The following is a 22,050-nucleotide window of genomic DNA, read 5'->3' as shown; positions in this document are numbered from 1 at the left end:
AGATGCGCCCGGCGGACCGGGCGGGATCTCGTCCTCGTGCTCGTCAATTTGCAGCCGCCAGCCCTGCGGCGCGGTCCCTGGAAATTAGGTCATGGGCGCATCAGGATGTTGCGCTAGGTCAACCGGGGCACGATGCTTCGTGCAATTCAGCCGTGAACATCTGTCCACGAACATGAACGGGCGCGCGTGACCACGGAAACCACCTCCGGCCTACCCCGGTTCTGGCGCCTCTCGCCCGCACAGGTCGGAGCGTCCCTGGACTGCGATTTGAAGGGACTCGGCGAGTCCGACGCACAACAGCGGCTGCAACTCTACGGCCGCAACGCCGACTCTCCTTCGCACGTCGTTGGCCCCCTGCGCGCCGTGCTGCGCCGGCTGCTCGAGCCGCTATCGCTCATTCTGCTCGTCGCCGGCATCATCTCGATGGTGACAGGCGACGTGATCGGCGGCGCAATCATCGTCCTGATCCTGACGCTGTCGATCGGACTCGATACCGTTCAGGAGGGCCATGCCGTCAAAGCCGCCGAGGAGCTGCGGCGCTCCGTGGCCTTGAAGGCCGAGGTCAAGCGCGACGGCGCCTATCGGGAGATCGATGTCGACCTGGTCGTGCCCGGCGACATCGTGCGCGTGCGCGCCGGCGACATCGTTCCGGCGGATGCACTGATTCTCGAGTCCAAGGCTTTCACCGCCGGCGAGGCTGCCCTGACCGGCGAGCCCTATCCCGTGACCAAGCAGGCCGACCTTCCCAGCGACGAGAACGATACGTCGAACGCGCTGTTCCGCGGCTCGGTGGCGCAGACCGGCGAAGCCGTCGCTCTCGTCGTCAACACTGGGCCGAACACGATGTTCGGGGCGGCCGCCTCGGCACTGGCGGAAGCACAGGTGCGTACGCCGTTCGAGCGCGATCTGCACGAGTTCGGTCTGGTCGTCGCACGGCTCACACTGGCGCTGGTCGTCATCGTGCTCGCCTTTCGCGTGGTGTTCGGCCGCGACGTGCTCGACTCGCTGTTGTTCTCGGTCGCGCTCGCGGTCGGACTGACGCCCGAGCTGCTGCCGATGATCACGACGGTGACGCTGTCGCGCGGAGCGCTGCGCATGGCCAAGCGCAAGGTGATCGTGAAGCGGCTCGCGGCGATCCACGACCTCGGCGCGATGTCGGTGCTGTGCACCGACAAGACCGGAACGCTGACGTCGGCGGAGATCACTCTCGCCCGCAGCATCGCGGCAGACGGCCGCGACGATCCGCGCGCCGCGGAGCTTGGCGCGATTGCCGCCGCGCTCGGCGGCGATCGCGGATCGCTCGATACCGCGCTGCTCGCAGGTGCCGATCAGGCCGCGGCGGGATGGGCCTTGGGCGGCCAGCAGACCTTCGACTTCTCGCGCCGTCTCGGCTCCGTGCTGGCAATCCGCGGGCAGGAGCAGATCCTGATCGTGAAGGGTGCGCCCGAAGCGGTGATCGAGCTCTGCACGCAGCAACGGCACGGCGATGTGATCGCCGTGCTCGACGCGACCGGCCGCGCCGGGATGTGCGAACGCGTTCATGCGCTGGCGCAAGAGGGCCTGCGCACCGTCGCAATCGCGTCACGTCCCTGGAGCGGCGCCCCGCGCGACGTCGAAACCAACGACGAGCAGGACCTGACCTTCGAGGGACTGTGCGCCTTCGCCGATCCGCCAAAACCCACCGCAGCCGCAGCCATCGCCCAGCTTGCCCGCGCCGGCATCGCGCTGAAAATTCTCTCGGGCGACGATCCGGTCGTGGTCAAGCGGCTGGCCGGCCTCGTCGGCCTGAAGGCCGACCGCGTGCTGTCCGGAAGCGACATCGCCGAGCTCAGCGATGAGGCGCTCGCGGTGCAGGTTCGCTCGGCCGACGCCTTCGGGCGGCTCGCCCCCGATCAGAAATCGCGTATCGTCAAGGCGCTGCAGGCCTCGGGCGAGGTCGTCGGCTTCCTCGGCGACGGCATCAACGATGCGCCGGCGCTGAAGGTGGCCGACATCGGCCTGTCGGTCGACGGTGCGACCGGCGTGGCACAATCCGCTGCCGACATGATTCTGCTCTCCTCCGATCTCGAGGTCGTCGCCGACGGCGTCGAGGAGGGCCGGCGGACCTTTGCCAACATCCTGAAATACGTCAGGATGGGCGCGAGCTCGAACTTCGGCAACATGCTGTCGATGGCGGTCGCCTCGATCGTGCTGCCGTTCCTGCCGATGCTGCCGACGCAGATCCTGCTCAACAACCTGCTCTATGATCTCTCCGAGCTTGGCATCCCCTTCGATCGCGTCAGCCCGCAGGCGACCGCGCGGCCGCAACGCTGGGACATGAAGCGGCTGTTGCGCTTCGCCGGGATCATGGGGCCGTTATCGTCGCTGTTCGACTTCCTGACCTTCGGCGCGCTGCTCTATCTGTTCCACGCCACGCCCGACGAGTTCCGCACGGCCTGGTTCCTCGAATCCATGGCGACGCAGATACTCGTCATCTTCATCATCCGGACCAACGGGCGGCCATGGAGCAACCAGGCCGATCCGATGCTGACGGCCTCGTCGCTGACTGCGCTGTTCGCCGCGCTCATTGTTCCCTTCACGCCGGCGGGCGCATGGTTCGGCTTCGTTGCCCCGCCGGCTAGTGTGCTGGCTGGCATCGCCGTCCTGGTCGCCGCCTACTTGGTCAGCGCGGAAGCGCTCAAGTCTTTCGCCGTGAGAACCGGGCGTCCACGACGTCACTACAGGCATCACCGTCAGCATGGACATTCATGACCGCCCTGGCTGCATGGTCGCGATGCATCTGCCCTCTTGATGGGCAACGGCAATTGGTGTCTGTCGAGAAGGCCGGGGAGGAAACAGCGGCCGGGACAACCGGGCCGAATGCCGCGGCGCACGAACCGGGTCCAAAACCGCCGTATGACCGCCGCCGATCCCCCTGCGTCCGCCGCGCCTGCACGCGCCTGGATCGCGAACCAACCCTACGTGCTGCTCAGCATCACCGCGCTGTGCTGGGCCGGTAACGCGGTCGTTGGCCGCCTCGCGGCCGGTCACATCCCACCGGTCACGCTGTCGTTCCTGCGCTGGTCGCTGGCGTTCCTTCTGATCTTGCCGCTGGCCTGGAAGCAGTTGCGGCAAGACTGGCCGGCGATCCGGTCCAAGCTGGGCATCATGATCGCGCTGTCGGTGACCGGCATCGGCGCGTTCAACACGCTGCAATACTGGTCGCTCGAATACACCCAGGCGCTTAACACGCTGCTGCTGCAATCCGGCGGCCCGCTGATCGTCGCGATGTGGTCGATGCTGCTGCTGCGCGTGCACCTGACGCTGGCGCAGGCGATCGGCATCGTGCTGTCGCTCGCAGGCGTGCTGCTGATCCTGACGCGCGGCCACCCAACCGCGCTCGCCGACATCAGCTTCAACAAGGGTGACCTGATCTTCCTGGTCGCGATGGCGGTGTTCGGCTTCTACTCGGTGCTGACGATCAAGCGGCCTCAGATCCACGGTCTGTCGATGGTCGCTTTCACCTTCGGCTGCGGCGCAGCCAGCCTGATCCCGCTGTTGATCTGGGAACTCAACGCCCGCCCGGTGATGGCGTTCGATGCCCAGAACCTGCTGTCGCTGCTCTACGTCGCGATCTTTCCCTCGACCATCGCCTATCTCTGCTTCAACCGCGGCGTGCTCCTGATCGGCGCCAACCGCGCCGCACCGTTCTTCCACGTCGTGCCGGTGTTCGGCTCGATCATGGCGTTCGTGTTCCTCGGCGAGCAGCCGCAGATCTTCCACGTCATCGGCTTTGCCCTGGTGCTGAGCGGGGTCTACGTGGCCTCGCGCAAGCAGGCGACGTGAGGCGCGGACTACTGAACGAGAGCGCCTGCATGGCACCAATTCGCGACGGCGCATTGCGTTGAGCCGGGATTTGGCCCACCCTCCCGGCTTCTCCCGTCAGAGCATCCCGCCTCCCTTGCCCGCCGACGATCTCAAGCCATCCTCGCCGTTCGCTTGGCTCAACAACCAGCCCTATCTGCTGCTGACGCTGGCGTCGCTGTTCTGGGCCGGCAACATCGTGCTGGCACGCTACGTCGCCGGCCACGTGCCGCCGTTGACCTTGTCCTGCATCCGCTGGATCGGCACCTTCCTGATGCTTTGGCCGTTCGCACGAACTCATCTCGTGCGCGACTGGCGCGTATTGCTGGCGAACTGGCCGCTGCTGCTGGTGCTGGCGCTGACCGGCTTCGCCATCAACAACGCGCTGTCCTATTGGGCGATGCAGTACACCCAGGCGCTCAACGGCCTGCTGATCCAATCCTCGGCCCCCCTCTTCGTGGCCTTGTGGTCGCTCGTCCTGTTCGGGGTGAGGCTGACGGCGGCGCAGCTCGCCGGCATCGCGATGTCCTTGACAGGCGTGTTGGTCATCTTGCTGCGCGGCGACCTCGGCGCGTTGGCCGCCATTCAGTTCAACCGCGGCGACCTGATGTTTGCCGGCGCACTACTGGTGTTCGGGATCTATTCCGCCGTCATGACGCGGCGGCCGGCCGTGCACCAGCTGTCGCTGATCTCAGCCTGCACCGCCCTGGGCGCGCTGTTGCTGCTGCCGCTGGCGGCCTGGGAGTACGCCTCCGGCTTCGTGCTGCAGCTCGATCTGCTGTCGGTCCTGACGCTCGGCTACGTCGTGGTGTTCGCCTCGACGCTCGCCTATCTGTTCTTCAACCGCGGCATCGGCCTGATCGGACCCAACCGCGCCGCACCGTTCCTGCACCTCGTGCCGCTGTTCGGCTCGGTGCTGGCCATCCTCCTGCTCGGCGAGGAGCTGAAGCCGTTCCACCTGATCGGCTACGCGCTGGTCATCGCCGGCGTGATCATCGCCTCGCGCGTGCCGCTCCGGAGGCCGCAGGCGGCGCCCAAACCGTGAGCATGCGGCAAGAGGCCCCAGGACAGCGAGCCGTCATCATCTGGGTGTCATCGAAGTGTCAGCTTAGCGTCAGGCGTCCTGTCCACAACGCGCATGGTTCAAGCTCGCAGGAGGCTTCCCATGCATCGATATCTACTGACCACCGTTGCGGTCCTCGCTCTCGGCATCGGCGCGGCGCACGCGCAAGGCGAAGGTGAATTCCCCGTGACGCTGGCGGGTCACGCCGTGATACCAGCCGAATCCTTCATCGACGCCCCAGCCGATGCCCCCGATGATCTCAAGACGTCCGGCAAATACACCACCGGCAAGCGTGTCGACGCCATCGGCAGCGTGATGGGCAAGTCCTACGAGCGCCCGACTGGCGTCTCGCTGCCGTTCCAGGGCCAGCCGCAGCAGGGCCACTCCGGCATCAAGAAGATGGCCGACGGTACCTTCTGGGTCCTCACCGACAACGGCATGGGCTCGCGCTACAACTCGCCGGACTCGATGCTCTATCTGAACCGCTACAAGATCGACTGGGCCAGCGGCAAGGTCGAGCGACTGGAGACGATCTTCCTGCACGATCCGGACAAGAAGGTGCCGTTCCGCATCGTCCATGAGAACACCGCCAAGCGCTACCTGACCGGCTCCGATTTCGACACCGAGGGTTTCCAGATCATCGGCGACAACATCTGGATCGGTGACGAATTCGGTCCCTACGTCATCAAGGCCGACAAGACCGGCAGGGTGCTCGCCGTAGTCGACACGGTCGCGAGCGGCAAGCCCGTGCGCTCGCCCGACCACTGGGCGGTGCAATCGCCTGGGGCGCCCGGTGCGAGCTACACCAACGTCAATCTGCGCCGCTCGAAGGGCTATGAAGGCTTCGCGTCGTCCATCGACGGCAAGTTCATCTACGGCCTGCTCGAAGGTCCGCTGTGGGATGCCGACAAGAAGGATTGGGAGAAGGTCGATGGCAAGGAAGCCTCGCGCATCCTCGAGTTCGACGTCGCCGCAGAGAAGTTCACCGGCCGCTATTGGCAATATGTGTTCGAGCAGAACGGCAACGCCATCGGCGACTTCAACATGGTCGATCCGGCCCAGGGGCTGATCATCGAGCGCGACAATGGCGAGGGCACCAGCGACAAGGCCTGCGCGCAGGGCACCCGCGGCGACAACTGCTTTCCGGACCTCGCCAAGTTCAAGCGCGTCTACAAGATCGAGCTGTCCGACGCCAATGTCGGCAAGCCGGTCCGCAAGATCGCCTACATCGATCTGATGAAGATCAAGGATCCGGACAAGAAGGCGCGCAAGCCCCTCAACGACGGCGTGCTCGCCTTCCCGTTCTTCACGATCGAGAATGTCGACCGCGTCGACGACACCCACATCATCGTGGGCAACGACAACAACCTGCCGTTCTCGTCCAGCCGCGATCCCAACAAGGCCGACGACAACGAGTTCGTGCTGCTCGAAGTCGGCGACTTTCTCAAGGCCAAGTAGCCGGCTTTCGGGCCTCGCCGCGCCGGCGTTGCGACGCCGGCGCCAGCTCCGATCAGGCCGTGCGCACCTTCGCCATGAAGCCGTCGACGGCCTGCTGCAGCAGCCCGGACTGGCTGTCGAGCTCGCGCGCGCTCGCCAGCACCTCGGAGGCGGCCATGCCGGTCGCTTCCGCGGCCTTGGTGACGCCTCCGATATGCGCGCTGATCTCGTTCGAGCCGGCGGCGACCGACTGGATGTTGCGCGCGATCTCGCGGGTCGCATCGCCCTGCTGGGAGATCGAGGTCGAGATCGAGTTGGTGATTTCGCTCATCTGGGCGATGGTCTGGGTGATGCCGCTGATGGCGGCGACCGCATCCTGCGTCGAGGTCTGCATCGCGGCGACCTGCGCCGAGATCTCCTCGGTCGCCTTCGCCGTCTGGTTGGCGAGCGCCTTCACCTCGGAGGCGACGACGGCGAAGCCCCTGCCGGATTCGCCGGCGCGGGCGGCTTCGATGGTCGCGTTCAGCGCCAGCAGATTGGTCTGCGCCGCAATGGAGTGAATCAGCTTGACGACCTCGCCGATCTTTTCTGCGCCGGTCGACAGCACCTGCACGGTCGCGTTGGTGCGCTCGGCATCGCCGACCGCCTTGCTGGCGATCTCGCTGGAGCGTGCGACCTGACGGGAGATCTCGTTCACCGAGCTCGACAGCTCCTCGGCCGCGGACGCCACGGTGCCGACATTGTCGTTCGCGCTCTGCGTGGCGGCGCTGACCGTGGAGGCGCGTGAGCTCGCATCGCTCGCCGTCGACGTCATCGATTCCGCGGTGTGCTGCATGCCCTCCGCCGCCGAGGCCACCGAGCGGACGATGCCGTTGACGCTACGCTCGAAGTCGGCCGCAAGATTTTGCATCGCGGCGCGCCGCTCCGTCTCGGCGCGCTGCTTGTTCGCGGCCTCCGCCTGCTCGAGCTCGCGCATCCGCACCGCATTGTCCTTGAAGATCTGAACCGTGGCCGCCATGCCGCCGATCTCGTCACCGCGGCCGACACCGGGGATCTCGCCATCGAGCCGTCCGTCGGCGATCTCCCGCATGCGGACGCCGAGGCGATCCAGCGGCAGGCTGATGCTGCGGCTGATCAGCCAGGCGATGCCGCCGGCGACGATCGCGATGCCGGCGCAGGCCATCCAAATCATCCATTTCAGCGGCTGCATCTTGGCATCGAGATCGTCGACATAGACGCCGGTGCCGACGAAGGTGTTCCAGCCGGGGATCATGACCGCATAGGAAATCTTCCGGGTCGGCTGCTCCTGGCCCGGACGCAAATATTCGTAGTGCAGGGTCACTTCCCCGTTCTTGGCGACGCCGTCGCGCAGCTCGACGACCAGCTTGCGGCCGTTGAGCTCGAAATCGATGACGTTCTCGCCGCGCTGCTTCGGATTTTGGGACAGGACCACTATTCCGTCCATCGTATAGGCGAACAGGTAGCCCGCGCCCTTGTCGAAAGTCATCGTCCGGCCGCGCTCGACGAACGCGTCGAGCGCCGCCTCCTTCGTCATCTTGCCCGCTTCGACCTCCTTGATGAGGCCGAGCGCCATGTTGCGCGCGGTCTCGACGATGGCCCTGCACTGCTCGATGCGGGCGTTGACCATCTCCCGATGCATCAGGTCGGTGGCGAAGCTACCGGCCGCGGCGAGCCCCAGGAGAGCGACACCGACCACGATGGCCAGCTTGGGGGCGATCTTCATATTGTTCAGCAGCACGCGACGAACTCCGCCCGATCGATGTCAACGATCTGTCAAGGTAACCTGCAGATCAAATGATCAGGCGATGGTTAGGGTTCGGTTGCGAATGGCCCCCGTATTAACCCGGATCAGCTCGGCACGGCGACCTCCCCGGACGGGACCGGAGCGGAGGCCGGGCGCAACGGGGCGAACTCCTCGGCCGTCAGCGTCTCCTTGGCGATCAAGAGCGCGACGCCGCGCTCCAGATCCTGCCGATGGCCGTCGAGAATCGCCCGGGCGCGGGCGCCGCCTTCGGCGATCAGGTCGCGGACGGCGAGATCAATTTCGCGACCTGTGTCCTCGGCCGCCGACACGATCTGGTCCTGCGGCTGCAGGAACGACACTTGCGGACGCGGCGCGTAGGTGCGCTGACCGAGCGTCGCGTCCATGCCGTATTTCGTGACCATCTCGATGGCGATCTCGGTCGCGCGCTGCAGATCGTCGGCCGCGCCCGTCGAGACGTCGCCGTCGAAGATGATCTGCTCGGATGCGCGCCCGCCCATCAGCACCGCGATGCGGTTCTTGAGCTCGCTGACCGCGAGCAGGAAGCGATCCTCGGTCGGCCGCTGCATCGTATAGCCGAGGGCGCCGACGCCGCGCGGAATGATCGAGACCTTCTGCACCGGATCGACTCCTGCAAGATTGGCCGCGACGAGCGCATGCCCCATCTCGTGATAGGCGACGCGGCGGCGCTCGGCCGGGCTCAGCACGCGGCTCTTCTTTTCGATGCCGGCCACGATGCGCTCGATCGCCGTGGTAAAGTCTTCGAACGTCACCTCGTGGCCCTTGCGGCGCGTCGCCGCGATCGCGGCCTCGTTGATCAGGTTGGCGAGGTCGGCACCGGTGAAACCCGCGGTCAGCGCGGCGACCTTGTCGAGGTCGACGCTGTCCGCCATCGTGATCTTGCGGACGTGAACCTTGAGGATCGCGAGGCGCCCGCTCCTGTCGGGCCGGTCGACCAGCACCTGGCGATCGAAGCGGCCGGCGCGCAGCAGTGCGGGATCCAAAATCTCCGGCCGGTTGGTGGCGGCCAGCAGGATGACGCCGGAGCTCGGATCGAAACCATCGAGCTCCGCCAGCAACTGATTGAGCGTCTGCTCCTTCTCGTCATAGCCGCCGAGCTGAGCCCCCGCTGAGCGGCTGCGGCCGAGCGCATCGAGTTCGTCGATGAAGATGATGCAGGGGGCGGCCTTGCGCGCCTGCTCGAACAGATCGCGCACCCGCGCGGCGCCGACGCCGACGAACATCTCGACGAACTCGGAGCCGGAAATGGAAAAGAATGCAACGCCCGCCTCGCCGGCGACGGCGCGCGCCAGCAGCGTCTTTCCGGTGCCGGGAGGGCCGACCAGCAGGATGCCCTTCGGCACATGCGCGCCGAGCCGGCCATAACTCTTCGGGTCCTTGAGGAACTGCACGACCTCCTGCAGCTCGAACTTGGCTTCGTCGACGCCGGCGACGTCGGCGAAGGTCACCTTGGTGTCGGTCTCGACATAGACCTTGGCGCGCGACTTTCCGATCGACATCAGCCCGCCGAAGCCCTGGCGGTCCATGACCTTGCGGCCGAGGAACACCCAGATCAGATAGAACATCAGCGCCGGCACGACCCAGGACAGCAGCGTCTGGATCACGCCGCCCGACGGCACACCGGTCACCGTGACGCCCTTGGCCGCGAGCTTCTCGGCCAGCGGCGGATCGACCCGTGCCGTGATGAAGGCGGTCTTGCCGTCTGCCTGCTTGTCCTTGAACTTGCCCTGGATGGTGTCCTGGCCGACCGAGACCTCGGCGATCTTGCCCTGGTCGACCATCTGCTCGAACTGGCTGTAGGGAATCGTCTCGACGGTATTGTACGTCGTCAGCAGCCATTGCAGCAGCAGCATGCCGACGCCGGCCAGGAAGATGTAGCCGACGGCAATGGCCTGCTTGCGGGTGTTCGGATCGGATTCCATGTCGGGCACTCGTGGCAGCGCTCCAGGAGTCGGCATCCGACCATGATCGATGCCGATGGAGCCTCGACTGCGTTTAACAAGCGAGGCTGTTCACACGCTTGTCCTGGATCAAGTCCGCCCGACACGACCGGAGCGGCATCCGACCTGGCCGCATGCCGCTCCGTGCCGTCTTCTCAAGCCGCGCGGTAGGCGCCAGCCTCATTCCAGATCGATCGACTGGTACGATCCCGACCTGTCGAGCTGGGTGCCCCAGACCTTGTGCAGCGCCTGGTGATCGCCGCGGCTCAGGTTGAGCGAGGCGCCAAGTCCCATGTCGAGATTGCGCGTGCTCTCGAGCGTCTCCACCAGCCGTTCCGTGTCGAGTTGCGGCCCGCAACGCTTCAGCGCATCGATCAGGAGGTTGGCTGCGACGTAGCCTTCGAGCGAGATGTAGTCCGGGACCTCGCCCGGAGACGCCTGCGCCAGCGCCGCCTTGAACTCGAGCACGGTGCTCGAATAGCCCGACACGGCCGGCACCGCCTGCGTGACGATGACGTTCTCGGTGAAGCGCGGCCCCAGCAGCATCAGTTCTTGCGCCAGCGCGGTGGCGCCGACGATCGACATGTTGGTGTAGATCATGCCCGGAAAAAGATCGCGTGTCTTCTCGATGAATTTCGCCGCCGGTCGCGTTGTCCCGACCATGACGATCGCCTTGATCGGCACCTTCTGGGCCTTGAGTTGCGCGACCGCCTCGTCCATGTCGATCGAGTTGCGGTTATAGACCAGACGCACGATCGACGCATCGTTGAGGCCGGCGGCGCGATAGGCCCTTGCGACGCCCGCAAAGCCCTGCTCGCCCAGATCGTCGTTCTGCCCGAACACCGCGATCTGGTTCGGCCTGATCTTGCGCATCTTCAGCAGATAGCGCACCGCGGCGTCGGCCTCTTCGACGAAGCTCGGCCTGTAGTTGAAGACGTAGCGATCCGGAGGATCGTGCCGCACCACGCTGCCGCCCGTGAAAGGCGCGAAGAACAGCACGCGGCGCTCGAGCGCGAACGGAACGGCGACCGCCGCCGTCGGCGTGCCGAGATTGCCGAGGAAGCCGAACACGCGCTCCCTGTCCCAGAGCAGCTTCATCGCCTCTGGCGTCCGCGATGGCTCGAAGCCGTCATCGGCGGCAATCAGCTTGAGCATTCGTCCATGGACGCCGCCCGCGGCGTTGCTCCGAGCGAACGCGACCTCGATGCCGCGCTTGTAGCTCTGTCCGTTCTCCTTGGCGCTCCCCGTATAGGGGATGACCATGCCGAAGCGGATTTCCTGGTCGGTCACGCCCCGCACCTCGCCGGACGCTGCCGGTCTTGCCGTGCTCATCGCCGCATTGGCTCCAGCCGGCGCAACGGATGTCGCCGGGCCCGGCGGCGGCGCACTGACGCTCCGCTCGAGATCGGCGAGCTGGCGCTCGACCAGTCGGCAGTCGGCGCGTCCGCCATTCACCGCGGCACGACCTTCCGCGATGTTTCGCTCGAACTCGCGGGCAAGCTCGTTGCGATCATTCGGATTGGTCGACGCTTCGCGGATCGCTTCCTGAAACTTGGTGAGGATCGCCTGCACGCGACGGGTCGCGATGCTGGTGCATGCTTGAGACGACCCGACGATCGGGCCGACACGGCCGGCCAGCTCGCGGACGAGATTCACATTGTCCGCCGAGAGGGCGCCACTTGCACTTCCCGTCAGGAAGACGGCAGCAAGAATCGCCGGGCCATGCGAGCGCCGCGCGATGCTCGAGGCGAGAGACAAAAATTGCATCTTGTAGACTGAGGCCTCCGTTCCTGTCCGCCGAACGACGCGCACAGACCGGACGCAAGCATGCGGCCAACCGGGATGGTCGGCGGCTGCGGTAATTCGGATATCGCCATGACGATCTGGAATGCCGGAAACATCAGGAAAGAATCGGCTTGGTCTGCCCGAAGATCGGGACAAGCCGGTCATTTTTTCCTACGGCCGCTTGATCGCGAAAGCTCTTTTTCCCGTATCCTGCAGTCGTAGCTTCCGAATGCCGCCGCTTGCTACTTGCATCCGCGTCCGGGTGAAGACACGGCATGGCCGGCGTCTACGACGACTTTAAGTTCGGATGAGGGCAGAGCTGACGCAATCAGGCCTCAGCTGCGTCGATCGGGCGGAGCAAGCCGGAGCAGGATCCGAAACTCCTGATACCACCAATGTCCGCGCCCCGATCTCAAGTTGATAGGACGATCATCGGGGTGCGTGACGCGGGCGGATGTCTGCACACCGGGCCATCCGCCCATGATCGGCTAACCTGATGGGCTCATCACCACCGTCTTGTCCTTCGGCCAGCGGACGCGCCAGGCAAACGAGAGCTCTTTCGTCTCGCCGGGCTTGGCATCGAGCATCCACTCGGTGACGCCGCGGCGGTCGCGCACGTTGCTCGATGTCGGCGGCGTGGTCGCCGGCAGCATCTCGACCGTGATCTCCTCGTTCTCGCTGACCGGCAGCTGATCCTGGATCGCGACCTTGACCGGGAAATCGTGCGCGTTGCGAACCGTCGTCTTGAAGGCGCGCTCGTCGATCTTTGCCGTCGTCACGATCAGGCCGGCCGAACCTTCGTTGCGCTTCACCACGGTGCGCTCGACCTTGACCTTGTCGTCAGCCCCGAAGCCGAGGCGAACGGTCTCGTCCTTGCCGGCGGCGGCCAATTTGCTGCTGCCGACGAACAGGCCGTCGCGATAGATCGACACCTTGCCCGGCAGCAGCGGCGCGTCCTCTCCTTGTGTGAAGCTCGCCTCGAGATAAGCAGTGGGATCGGCCACCGGCGCCGAGCGAATGATCAGCTCCGGGGTGATCGTCGCGGTGGAGATACGCAGGCTCTTGGCGCCATCATTGGTGCCGATGCTGACGCGTCCAGGAAGACGGAAGGCAGTCTGGTATGCACCGATCTCAACAGCGGTCTCGCGCTCCTCCGCCCGCTTGGCTGGCTCGGGCGCGGCTGCAGCCGGCGCATATGACTCCATGCTTCGCTGCCTCGGCGCCTTGTCGGCCAACGTGCCGAGTTGCGCCATCGGCGGTGACGGCGGCGGCGGATACTGCGCGATCACGGTCCGCAACTCCGGCGCGCTGCCGCCGCGGCCCGTGCGTACCGTCGACACCGAGAGCGTGACATCGGACCAGTCCTCGCCAGTGGTCTGCTGAATCTCGGCGCGACGCACCAGCTCCAGCGCGGGCTTGCGGTCTTTGGCGGACGTCTCCAGACGCGCATCGTAGAGTGGCACCCAGCGGGCGTTGCGCACGGCGTAGGTCACGCGCAGGGTCGCCCTGGTCGCCGTCGCTGCCGACAGCTCGATCTGAACCTCCATCCTGCTCGGCGGCTTGGCCGCACGATCGGCCTGCAACCGCGCGATCTCGCGATCGATGTCACGCTGCTTGCGCTCGGCGTCTCTAATGGCCGCGTCGGCCTGACCGACCTCCTCGGCCACGGCTGCAAATGCATTGCGCCACTCCGTGATGGGGCGTGCCTCGCCCTTCTCGCCGAGGCCGGCGGGAGAGGCTTCCGCAAACCGCTCGGCGAATTTCTTCCGCGCAAGCGCGGCGGCGATCGCGCCGTCGAGATTGGCACGCTCGTCCTTCAGCGCCTCGATGCGCTTGTCGATCTCGGGCAGATTGACCGGGGGCGCCGCCCGCGGCGGCTTGGCATCGACGGTGCCGATCACGAGCTTCGCTCCAGCCGCGCCCTCGACCCGCAGCGAAGAGACGTCGAGCCCGAGCGGAAAATCCTTGGCAACGGCCGTAGAGTCGCCGGCCGGAAGATCCAGCGAGATGACCCGGCTCACGGTGGCACCGTCGGGATAGACGGTGACCGCATCCACCGTGGACGTGGCGTCGAGGTTGGCAGCATGGCCGGGCACAGCCGTCAGCGCGGCGCCCAGGACGAGACCGGTGGCAATCAGGCCCTTGTTACGCATGGTCATCTCATTCTCCGCAGCCCAACACCCTCGAGACCGGATCAGCCGGTCCTTCATCGGGCGTTAGACGCAGGGAAAGTTGGCCGGGTTCAAACGAGTCCGGCGGAGATGATCATTCGACTTCGCTGAAAATGACAAAGGCAGCACGGCAGAAGCTGCCGTGCTGCCCCGCTGGCTCTACTAGGACAGCCTCCGGCGATCAGAACGCCAGCGCCTTGGCCTGCTTGACCTGCGGCAGGGCCTGGATCTTGGCGAGCAGCTCCGCCGGCACCGCGCCGTCGACCTCGACCAGTGCGATCGCGTCGCTGCCCGGCGCGACGCGGCCGAGGTGGAAGGTCGCGATGTTGATCTTGGCATCGCCGAGCAGGCTTGCGAACTTGCCGATGAAGCCCGGCTTGTCCTCGTTGGTGACGTAGATCATCGACTTGCCGAACTCGGCGTCGACGCGGATGCCCTTGATGTCGACCAGGCGCGGCTTGCCGTCGGCATAGACCGTGCCGGACACGGCACGCTCCTGCTGACCCGTGGTGACGGCGACCGAGATCAGGCTCTCGTAGTCGCTCTCGCCGGCGCGCAGCACCTCGTCGACGATCATGCCGCGCTCCTTGGCGATCACCGGCGCCGAGACGACGTTGACCTCGCCCAGCATCGGCCTGAGCAGACCGGCCAGCACCGCCGAGGTCAGCGCCTTGGTCTTCATCTCCGCGACCTGGCCCTCATAGGTGATCTGGATCTTGGTGATGCTGCTCTCGGTGAGCTGACCCGCGAACGAGCCGAGCTTCTCGGCCAGCGCGATGAACGGCTTCAGCTTCGGTGCTTCCTCGGCCGTGATAGAGGGAAAGTTGATCGCGTTGGAGATCGCGCCCGTCAGCAGATAGTCCGACATCTGCTCGGCGATCTGCAGCGCGACGTTCTCCTGCGCTTCCGTCGTGGAAGCCCCGAGATGCGGCGTGCAGATCACGCCGGCATGGCCGAACAGCGGATTGCTGGTTGCAGGTTCCTCGGCGAATACGTCGAGCGCGGCACCCGCGACATGCTTGCTGTTGAGGGCCTCAAGCAGTGCGTGCTCGTCCACCAGGCCGCCGCGCGCGCAATTGATGATGCGCACACCCTGCTTCATCTTGGCGATTGCTTGGGCATCGATGATGTTGCGGGTCTTGTCCGTCAGCGGCGTGTGCAGCGTGATGAAGTCGGCGCGCTTCAGCAGCTCGTCGAGCTCGACCTTCTCGACGCCGAGGTCGCGGGCGCGCTCCTCGGTGAGGAACGGATCGAAGCCGATCACCTTCATGCGCAGGCCCTGCGCGCGATCACAGACGATCGAGCCGATGTTGCCGCAGCCGATCACACCGAGCGTCTTGCCGGTGATCTCGACGCCCATGAAGCGGTTCTTCTCCCACTTGCCGGCCTGCGTCGAGGCGTCGGCCTGCGGGATCTCGCGGGCCAGCGACAGCATCATCGTGATCGCGTGCTCGGCGGTCGTGATCGAATTGCCGAACGGCGTGTTCATCACGATGATGCCCTTGGCGGTCGCCGCGGGGATCTCGACATTGTCGACACCGATGCCGGCGCGGCCGATCACCTTGAGCCGCTTGGCGCGCTCGATGATCTTGGCCGTGGCCTTGGTGGCGGACCGGATCGCCAGGCCGTCATAGTCGCCGATGATGTCGGCGAGCTTGTCCTTGTCCTTACCGAGATTGGGCTGGAAGTCGACCTCGACTCCGCGGTCTTTGAAGATCTGTACGGCCGCAGGCGACAGTGCATCGGAGATCAGAACTTTGGGCTTTGACATGACGATGATCCTTCACGGCCTCTCTGGCGGAGGCACGGCGCAAGGCGCCGGGATAAGGGGAAAGCCTGAAGGGTGGGCAAAGCGAAGCGCGCCCACCGCTCTCTCGCGTGAGGTGAAATAGACGGTGGGCGCGGCGCTTCGCGCCTTTGCCCACCCTACGCAGTTGAGTTTCGTCACCGCGAGAAGCGAAGCGACGAAGCGATCCAGACTGTCTGTGTCGCCCTGGATTGCTTCGCTGCGCTCGCAATGACGACGAGACCAAGCGCGTGTCAGGCAGCCTTCGGCAGCGTGGCCTTGGCTTCGGCAAACGCCCAGTCGATCCACTGCGTCAGCAGCGCGACGTCGCTCGCTTCCACCGTGGCGCCGCACCAGATGCGCAGGCCGGCCGGCGCATCGCGATAATGCGCGAAGTCGAAGCCGGCGTTTTCCTTCTCGACCAGCGACACCAGCTTCTTGGCGAAGTCGGCCTGGGCATCGGCCGACAGCGCTGTGATCGCGGGATCGACCACCTTCAGGCACACCGAGGTGTTGGAGCGGATCGCCGGATCCTTGGCGAGGAAATCGATCCAGGGCGTGCGCGCCTTCCAGTCCGCCAGCACCTTGGTGTTGGCGTCGGCGCGCGCGATCAAGGCCTTGAGGCCGCCGATCGACTTGCCCCAGGTGAGCGCATCCAGATAGTCCTCGACGCACAGCATCGACGGCGTGTTGATGGTCTCGCCTTCGAAGATGCCGGCATTGAGCTTGCCGCCCTTGGTGAGGCGGAAGATCTTCGGCAGCGGCCAGGCCGGCTTGTAGGTCTCGAGCCGCTCCACCGCCCGTGGCGACAGGATGAGCATGCCATGCGCGGCCTCGCCGCCGAGCGCCTTCTGCCAGGAGAAGGTGACGACGTCGAGCTTCGGCCAATCGAGCGGCTGCGCGAACGCCGCCGAGGTCGCGTCGCAGATCGTCAGGCCTTCGCGGCTCGCGCTGATCCAATCGGCATTCGGCACGCGCACGCCCGACGTGGTGCCGTTCCAGGTGAAGACGACATCGCTGGCCGGGTCGACCTTCGAGAGATCCGGGATTTCGCCATAGCCGGCGTGCAGCTTGGTGACGTCCTTGAGCTTCAGCTCCTTGACGATGTCGCTGACCCAGCCTTCGCCGAAGGATTCCCAGGCGATCGTGGTCACGGGCCGCGCACCGAGCAGCGACCACAGCGCCATCTCGACCGCGCCGGTGTCGGACGCCGGAACGATACCGATCTTGTAGTCGGTCGGCACTTCGAGCACGTCGCGCGTCAGCTCGATCGCCTGCTTGAGCTTGGCTTTGCCGACCTTCGCGCGATGCGAGCGGCCGAGCGGGGCGTCCTTGAGATTTTCGGAGGTCCATCCGGGGCGCTTGGCGCAGGGGCCGGAGGAGAAATGCGGCACGGCAGGCCGCTGCGAGGGCTTCGCTGCAGTCATCGTCTATCCTTCCAGATAGTAAGCCTCCCGTTGGGGGGAGGTGTCCCGCCGTGGTGATTAAGGGAAGCGCCGTTCCACGTCAAGGAACTTCGCGCACGCGTTCACGCAGTCGTGCTGGCACATGGCGCGCCGACTGCGCTTCGAGAAGTTGTCCCGAATGTCAGCGGGCGATGCCCTGCCGCGTGACGCGAACTAATCCGGTGCCGACCCGATCGGTGCATGGCCCGCGGGCGGACGGTGCAGGAACGTCATCGACCCGTAGGCGCCGATCCAAGAGCCGACGGCGGCGAAAGCCACATAGATCCAGTTCTCGGTGTAGCTGATCACCGCGAACGACGACAGCGTGTACCAGATCGCGCTCCAATTCGCGGCCGGCAATCGCCGCCGCGCGACGACGGCCGAAGTGAACATGACATACACCGCGTCGGTGGCCGCCGTCGCCGCGACGACGCCGAGCGCCGTCAGTGGATTGATGTCCGGCATCGTCCCCCCTGCTCGTCCATGCCGTATCGCACAACGCCGTGACGTTGTGTCGTCCGACCTGCTCATGCACAATGACGCGATCTGCACGCGCCCAACAACAAGGATAGAAGAATGCATCGCGTCCGTCTCGGGAGGTCCTCACTTGACGTCACACGGCTTGGCCTCGGCACGGCCCCGCTCGGCGGCCTGTTCGAGCCGGTCAGCGATGCCGACGCCGAGGCGACGATCGCGATGGCCTGGTCGCGCGGCGTACGCTTTTTCGACACGGCGCCGCTGTATGGCTTCGGCCTCGCCGAGCAGCGGCTCGGTGCGTTCCTGCGGCGGCAGCCGCGCGACGGCTTCGTGATCTCGACCAAGGTCGGCCGGCTGTTGCGCCCGGATCCGAGCACATCGGCGGAAGATCCGCATTACAAGGGCACGCCGCCGCTACGCCCGCGGTTCGACTATTCCTATGACGGCGTGATGCGCTCGGTCGAAGAGAGCCTGGTCCGGCTCGGCCTCGATCGAATCGACATCCTGCTGGTGCACGATCCCGACGATCACTATGACGAAGCCCTGGCCGGCGCCTTCCGGGCGCTGCAACGGCTGCGCGATGACGGCAGCATCAAGGCGATCGGCGCCGGCATGAACCAGTCGGAGATGCTGGCGCGGTTCGCCGAGGCCGTTCCGGTCGACTGCTTCCTTCTCGCCGGCCGCTACACGCTGCTGGATCAGGGCGCGCTCACCGCGCTGTTCCCGGTCTGCCAGAGGCAGAACATCGCCATCCTGCTCGGCGGCATCTACAACAGCGGCATCCTCGCCAATCCGCATGGCCACGCCAAGTTCAACTACGAGGACGCCGATGCCGCCCTGGTGTCGCGTGCACGTCAGCTCGACGCGCTCTGTAAGGAGCACGGCGTCAACCTCAAGGCGGCCGCCATCCAGTTCTGCCTCGCCCATCCAGCCGTGACCGTCGGCCTGCAGGGCGCCCGCAATGCGCAGGAGGCGGCCGACAACCTTGCGATGGCCGAAGCGGTGATCCCCACGGCGTTCTGGCGCGCGCTCCGCGCCAGCAATCTGGTCGACGCGCGCGCGCCGCTGCCGGGAGAGGCTCCATGAGCCGTGCCATCGACGCTCACCAGCATTTCTGGGATCCCTCACGCGCCGATTATCCATGGATGGCGGGCGACGCGCTGGCCCCAATCCGCCGCCCGTTCGGTCCCACCGACCTTGCCCCGCTGTTGGCAGAGAACGGTCTCGATGCCAGCATCCTGGTGCAGACGCGGTCGTCGCTCGACGAGACCGAGGAGTTTCTGCGCATCGCCCATGACACGCCGTTCGTTGCCGGCGTCGTCGGCTGGGTCGATCTGACCGATGCGTCGGTGGGATCGACGATCGACCGGCTGCGCGAGCTGCCGGGTGGCGAAAAGCTGGTCGGCGCGCGCCATCAGGTTCACGACGAGGCGGATCCGACGTGGATTGATCGCGGCGACGTCAGACGCGGGCTGGAGAGCATCTTCGCGCACGACCTGACATACGACCTGCTGGTGCGCACGCGCGAGCTGCCGGCCACGATCGCGACGGTGCGCGCCTTTCCAGAAGCGCGCTTCGTCCTCGACCACGCCGCCAAGCCGCCGATCGCCACGGGGGTCGACCAGGATTGGGCCGATCGCATCGCCGAGCTCGCGACGTGCGGCAATGTCTGGTGCAAGGTATCGGGGCTGGCCACGGAAGCCGTCTGGACCGATTGGGACGCGGAGCGGCTGCAGCCCTACGTGGCGCATGTGGCGCGCTGCTTCGGCGCCGACCGGCTGATCTTCGGCTCGGACTGGCCGGTCTGTCTTCTGGCGGGCGAATATCGCGAGATCAAGCAGGCACTGGAGCGCTGTCTGACGCAGCTGGATCCTGAGATCGGCGACAAGGCCTTCGGCCCGAACGCCGTTGCGGCCTATCGGCTGCGGCTCTGATCAGAACCGCATCACCATGCCGAAATGGCTCTTGGCAAAGCCGAGCCGCTCATAGAAGCGCTGCGCATCGGTGCGGCTCTGGTGCGTCATCAGCTCGACCAGATTGCAGCGGCGGCTGCGCGCCTCGGCAATGGCCCATTGCAGCAGCTGCTCGCCGATCCCCAGGCTGCGCCGGTCGGTCGCGACGCGGACGTCCTCGACCAGCGCCCGCGACGCGCCTTGCGAGCTCAGGCCCGGCAGGATGCACAATTGCAGACAGCCGACCACCCTGCCCGCGTCCGCGGCCACCACCAGGGTGATGTTCGCATCGCGCGCAATCGCGTCGAACGCCGCGTAGTAGGTATCGGGCAGCGGCTCCTCGACGCGCTCGCGCGCCCGGCCGAGATGATCGTCGGCCAGCATCGCCACGATGGCGCCGACGTCCTCGCGCCGCGCGGGCCGGATGGTGATCGACATGGGGGCTGCCATCGTTGCGACGACGGGCTCAGAACTTGTAGCCGACGCCGGCGCGCACCGTGTTGATGCTGGTGTCGACGGTCGAGGTGAAGCGGATATATTCGTACTCGGCGCGCGCAAACAGTCCCCCGACCAGATTGACGTCGACGCCGAGGCCGGCGCTATAGCCGTAGATCAGGTGGTTGTGCTGAATGTTGTTGGAGCTGAGCGGCGTAAGCGCCGTGTAGGTGCCGAGCTGGGTGGCACTGACACGGTCCTGAACGGTCACGGTCTGTCCGAGATCGGCGTTGCCGAGCGCGAGGCCGAAGAACGCATAGGGAAGGAAGCAGCCCAGCGCGTAGCCGGCGCGGCCGCGGATGGTCGCCATGTCCTTGATCGAGATCTGCGAGGTCTGGGTCGAGGTCACGCTGTGGTAGTTGCCGTCCGACAGCGCGGCGCTGCTGACCAGCGAGCGGCTCGACGAGGCACTGCCGCCGAACTTGCCATGCAGATAGCTCGCCTCGACGCCGAGCACGACATCGTCCCACTGGCTGTTGTAGCCGACGAAGGCGCCGAAGCCCGAGGATCGTGAAGATTGCTTGCCGAGATTGGTGTTCCAGGACGACACCTGCATCTCGCTCTCGATCAGCGTATTGGCCAGCACCGCCGCAGTCATGTTCTTGGTCGAGCCGTTGAAATTCTCGTCGGACGAGCCGTAGCCGCCCTGGACGCCGACGTAGTAGCCGTCCCAGTTGACCCGCGCATTGCTCAGGCCTTCGGTCAGGCCACCTCTCAGGATCGGAAGGTCGGGCAAATCGGCGGCCTGGGCAGCCGAGACCATGCCGCACACCGAAACCGCCACCACCAGGCTACGCATCGTAACGCTCCAATCAGCACTGAACTCTCGATGAGCGATCATCGCGCGTTAACCTTAATCATCCGTTGCCGGAACGCGGCTACCGGCAATTCTTTCAGCGAGAGTACGCTTCATCGGACCGGTCGGAAAAGCGAAACGGCGCGGGAAGCCCGCGCCGTTCGTTCAGTCAGAATGACGTTTGCTCGCCTCACCCCTTGCGGATCAGCGCCGGCATCGGCGGCGGCGGAGGATTGTCGAAATTCCAGCGCACGCCGAGCTTCAGGTCGTGCGAGGTGATGTCCTTGAATTTGAAGTTGTTGCCGGTGGTGGTGCCGGTATAGGTCGACAGCACGCCGGTCTGGCCCTGCCCGAGGTCGACATAGCTGTAGGCCAGTTCGAGCACGAGGTTCGGATTGACGTTGTAGGCGAGACCCGCATGGGCCGCCCAGGCGAAATTCCACTTGGACGAGGTCGGCGCCGTGGCGAAGCTCGTGGTCGTGAACGGCAGGTTGTTGATGCCGGTGTCGGTGAAGTTCGAAATCGTCACGCGCGAGCCACCGACGCCGGCGCCGATGAACGGCGTCACGCACCACCAGGTGCCGAGATCGACATAGGCGTTGGCCATGACGACCCATTCCGACTTGCTGGCGGTGTAGTTGTCGATGCCGCTATACGGCACGCCGCCGGCGGTTGCGTTGAAGCGGTCGGTGCCCTTGAAGTTCGAATTGCCGCGGTACTGGCCGGTCACGTCGGCGCGGAACCAGCTGTTGAAGCGATAGCCGACGCCGACGCCGTAGATGCCGGCGGTGTCGAATCCGGAGGTCTGCTCGAACGAGGTCATCGGCGTGTAGGCCGACTCGCGGCTGTAGTGAACGTCCTTGACCTTCTGATTGCTGAAGCCGATGTCGCCACGCAGGTACCAGCCGCCGAAATCGGCCGCCGGGGGCGGCGCGTAGACCGGAGGAGGCATGATGGGCATGTCGGCCGCAATGGCCAGAGTTGAAAACAGAGAGGCCGCTCCGGCGGCGATCAAAGACATAACGCTACGCATTGGCTTCGTCCCTTTGGCCGGTG

Annotated in this window: 16 protein-coding genes; 6 read left to right on the top strand and 10 right to left on the bottom strand. The window is 65.8% G+C overall.

What is annotated here, in order from left to right:
* Positions 1–186: 186 nt before the first annotated feature.
* The 4 genes from mgtA (at position 187) to HL666_RS11030 (ending at position 6,364) form a co-directional block, all read left to right on the top strand.
* On the top strand, positions 187–2,751 hold the full coding sequence (gene mgtA / locus HL666_RS11045; protein ID WP_172181373.1) for a magnesium-translocating P-type ATPase: 2,565 nt from the start codon (positions 187–189) through the stop codon (positions 2,749–2,751).
* A 144-nt stretch (positions 2,752–2,895) separates the two neighbouring features.
* Positions 2,896–3,825, top strand: coding sequence for a DMT family transporter (locus tag HL666_RS11040; protein ID WP_172181371.1), 930 nt, complete (start codon positions 2,896–2,898; stop codon positions 3,823–3,825).
* A 115-nt stretch (positions 3,826–3,940) separates the two neighbouring features.
* Positions 3,941–4,888, top strand: a complete 948-nt coding sequence (locus tag HL666_RS11035; RefSeq protein ID WP_172112353.1) for a DMT family transporter — start codon at positions 3,941–3,943, stop codon at positions 4,886–4,888.
* 120 nt (positions 4,889–5,008) lie between these two features.
* Entirely contained in the window at positions 5,009–6,364 is a 1,356-nt protein-coding gene (locus HL666_RS11030) for an esterase-like activity of phytase family protein (protein WP_172181369.1), read from the top strand.
* 52 nt (positions 6,365–6,416) lie between these two features.
* Here the strand turns inward: HL666_RS11030 and HL666_RS11025 are convergent, their stop codons facing one another.
* The 7 genes from HL666_RS11025 to HL666_RS10995 form a co-directional block, all read right to left on the bottom strand.
* Positions 6,417–8,102, bottom strand: a complete 1,686-nt coding sequence (locus HL666_RS11025; RefSeq protein WP_172112355.1) for a methyl-accepting chemotaxis protein — start codon at positions 8,100–8,102, stop codon at positions 6,417–6,419.
* Positions 8,103–8,212: 110 nt separating this feature from the next.
* Positions 8,213–10,069 carry an ATP-dependent zinc metalloprotease FtsH gene (gene ftsH, locus HL666_RS11020; RefSeq protein WP_172112356.1) on the bottom strand — a complete coding sequence of 619 codons (1,857 nt, stop codon included), beginning with the start codon at positions 10,067–10,069 and terminating at the stop codon, positions 8,213–8,215.
* 198 nt (positions 10,070–10,267) lie between these two features.
* Positions 10,268–11,854: an ABC transporter substrate-binding protein gene (locus HL666_RS11015; protein WP_172181367.1), complete on the bottom strand. Its 1,587-nt coding sequence runs from the start codon at positions 11,852–11,854 to the stop codon at positions 10,268–10,270.
* A gap of 506 nt (positions 11,855–12,360) precedes the next feature.
* Positions 12,361–14,025: a mucoidy inhibitor MuiA family protein gene (locus HL666_RS11010; RefSeq protein ID WP_172181766.1), complete on the bottom strand. Its 1,665-nt coding sequence runs from the start codon at positions 14,023–14,025 to the stop codon at positions 12,361–12,363.
* 199 nt (positions 14,026–14,224) lie between these two features.
* Entirely contained in the window at positions 14,225–15,814 is a 1,590-nt protein-coding gene (gene serA / locus HL666_RS11005) for a phosphoglycerate dehydrogenase (protein ID WP_172112358.1), read from the bottom strand.
* 269 nt (positions 15,815–16,083) lie between these two features.
* The gene (locus HL666_RS11000; protein WP_172132343.1) at positions 16,084–17,256 is read right to left on the bottom strand and encodes a phosphoserine transaminase; all 1,173 of its coding nucleotides are present in this window, start codon (positions 17,254–17,256) and stop codon (positions 16,084–16,086) included.
* 192 nt (positions 17,257–17,448) lie between these two features.
* Positions 17,449–17,739 (bottom strand): hypothetical protein, encoded by a 291-nt coding sequence (locus HL666_RS10995; protein WP_172181365.1) that lies wholly within the window; start codon positions 17,737–17,739, stop codon positions 17,449–17,451.
* A gap of 111 nt (positions 17,740–17,850) precedes the next feature.
* On the opposite strand from HL666_RS10995, the gene HL666_RS10990 reads away from it, so the two are divergent.
* Positions 17,851–18,837, top strand: coding sequence for an aldo/keto reductase (locus tag HL666_RS10990; protein WP_172181363.1), 987 nt, complete (start codon positions 17,851–17,853; stop codon positions 18,835–18,837).
* Positions 18,834–19,685, top strand: coding sequence for an amidohydrolase family protein (locus tag HL666_RS10985; RefSeq protein WP_172181361.1), 852 nt, complete (start codon positions 18,834–18,836; stop codon positions 19,683–19,685). The genes HL666_RS10990 and HL666_RS10985 overlap by 4 nt, the downstream gene beginning before the upstream one ends.
* On the opposite strand, the gene HL666_RS10980 is transcribed toward HL666_RS10985, so the two are convergent.
* The 3 genes from HL666_RS10980 to HL666_RS10970 form a co-directional block, all read right to left on the bottom strand.
* The gene (locus tag HL666_RS10980) at positions 19,686–20,141 is read right to left on the bottom strand and encodes a GNAT family N-acetyltransferase (RefSeq protein WP_172112362.1); all 456 of its coding nucleotides are present in this window, start codon (positions 20,139–20,141) and stop codon (positions 19,686–19,688) included.
* Between the two features lie 28 nt (positions 20,142–20,169).
* Positions 20,170–20,997, bottom strand: coding sequence for an outer membrane protein (locus HL666_RS10975; RefSeq protein WP_172181359.1), 828 nt, complete (start codon positions 20,995–20,997; stop codon positions 20,170–20,172).
* 187 nt (positions 20,998–21,184) lie between these two features.
* Complete coding sequence (locus tag HL666_RS10970) at positions 21,185–22,027, bottom strand: outer membrane protein (RefSeq protein WP_246739234.1); 843 nt, start codon at positions 22,025–22,027, stop codon at positions 21,185–21,187.
* Positions 22,028–22,050: the final 23 nt, after the last annotated feature.

The organism is Bradyrhizobium aeschynomenes (assembly GCF_013178945.1).
Lineage (GTDB): Bacteria > Pseudomonadota > Alphaproteobacteria > Rhizobiales > Xanthobacteraceae > Bradyrhizobium > Bradyrhizobium aeschynomenes.
Note: the sequence above shows the minus strand (reverse complement) of the source record. Positions and strands in the feature narration are given on the sequence as shown.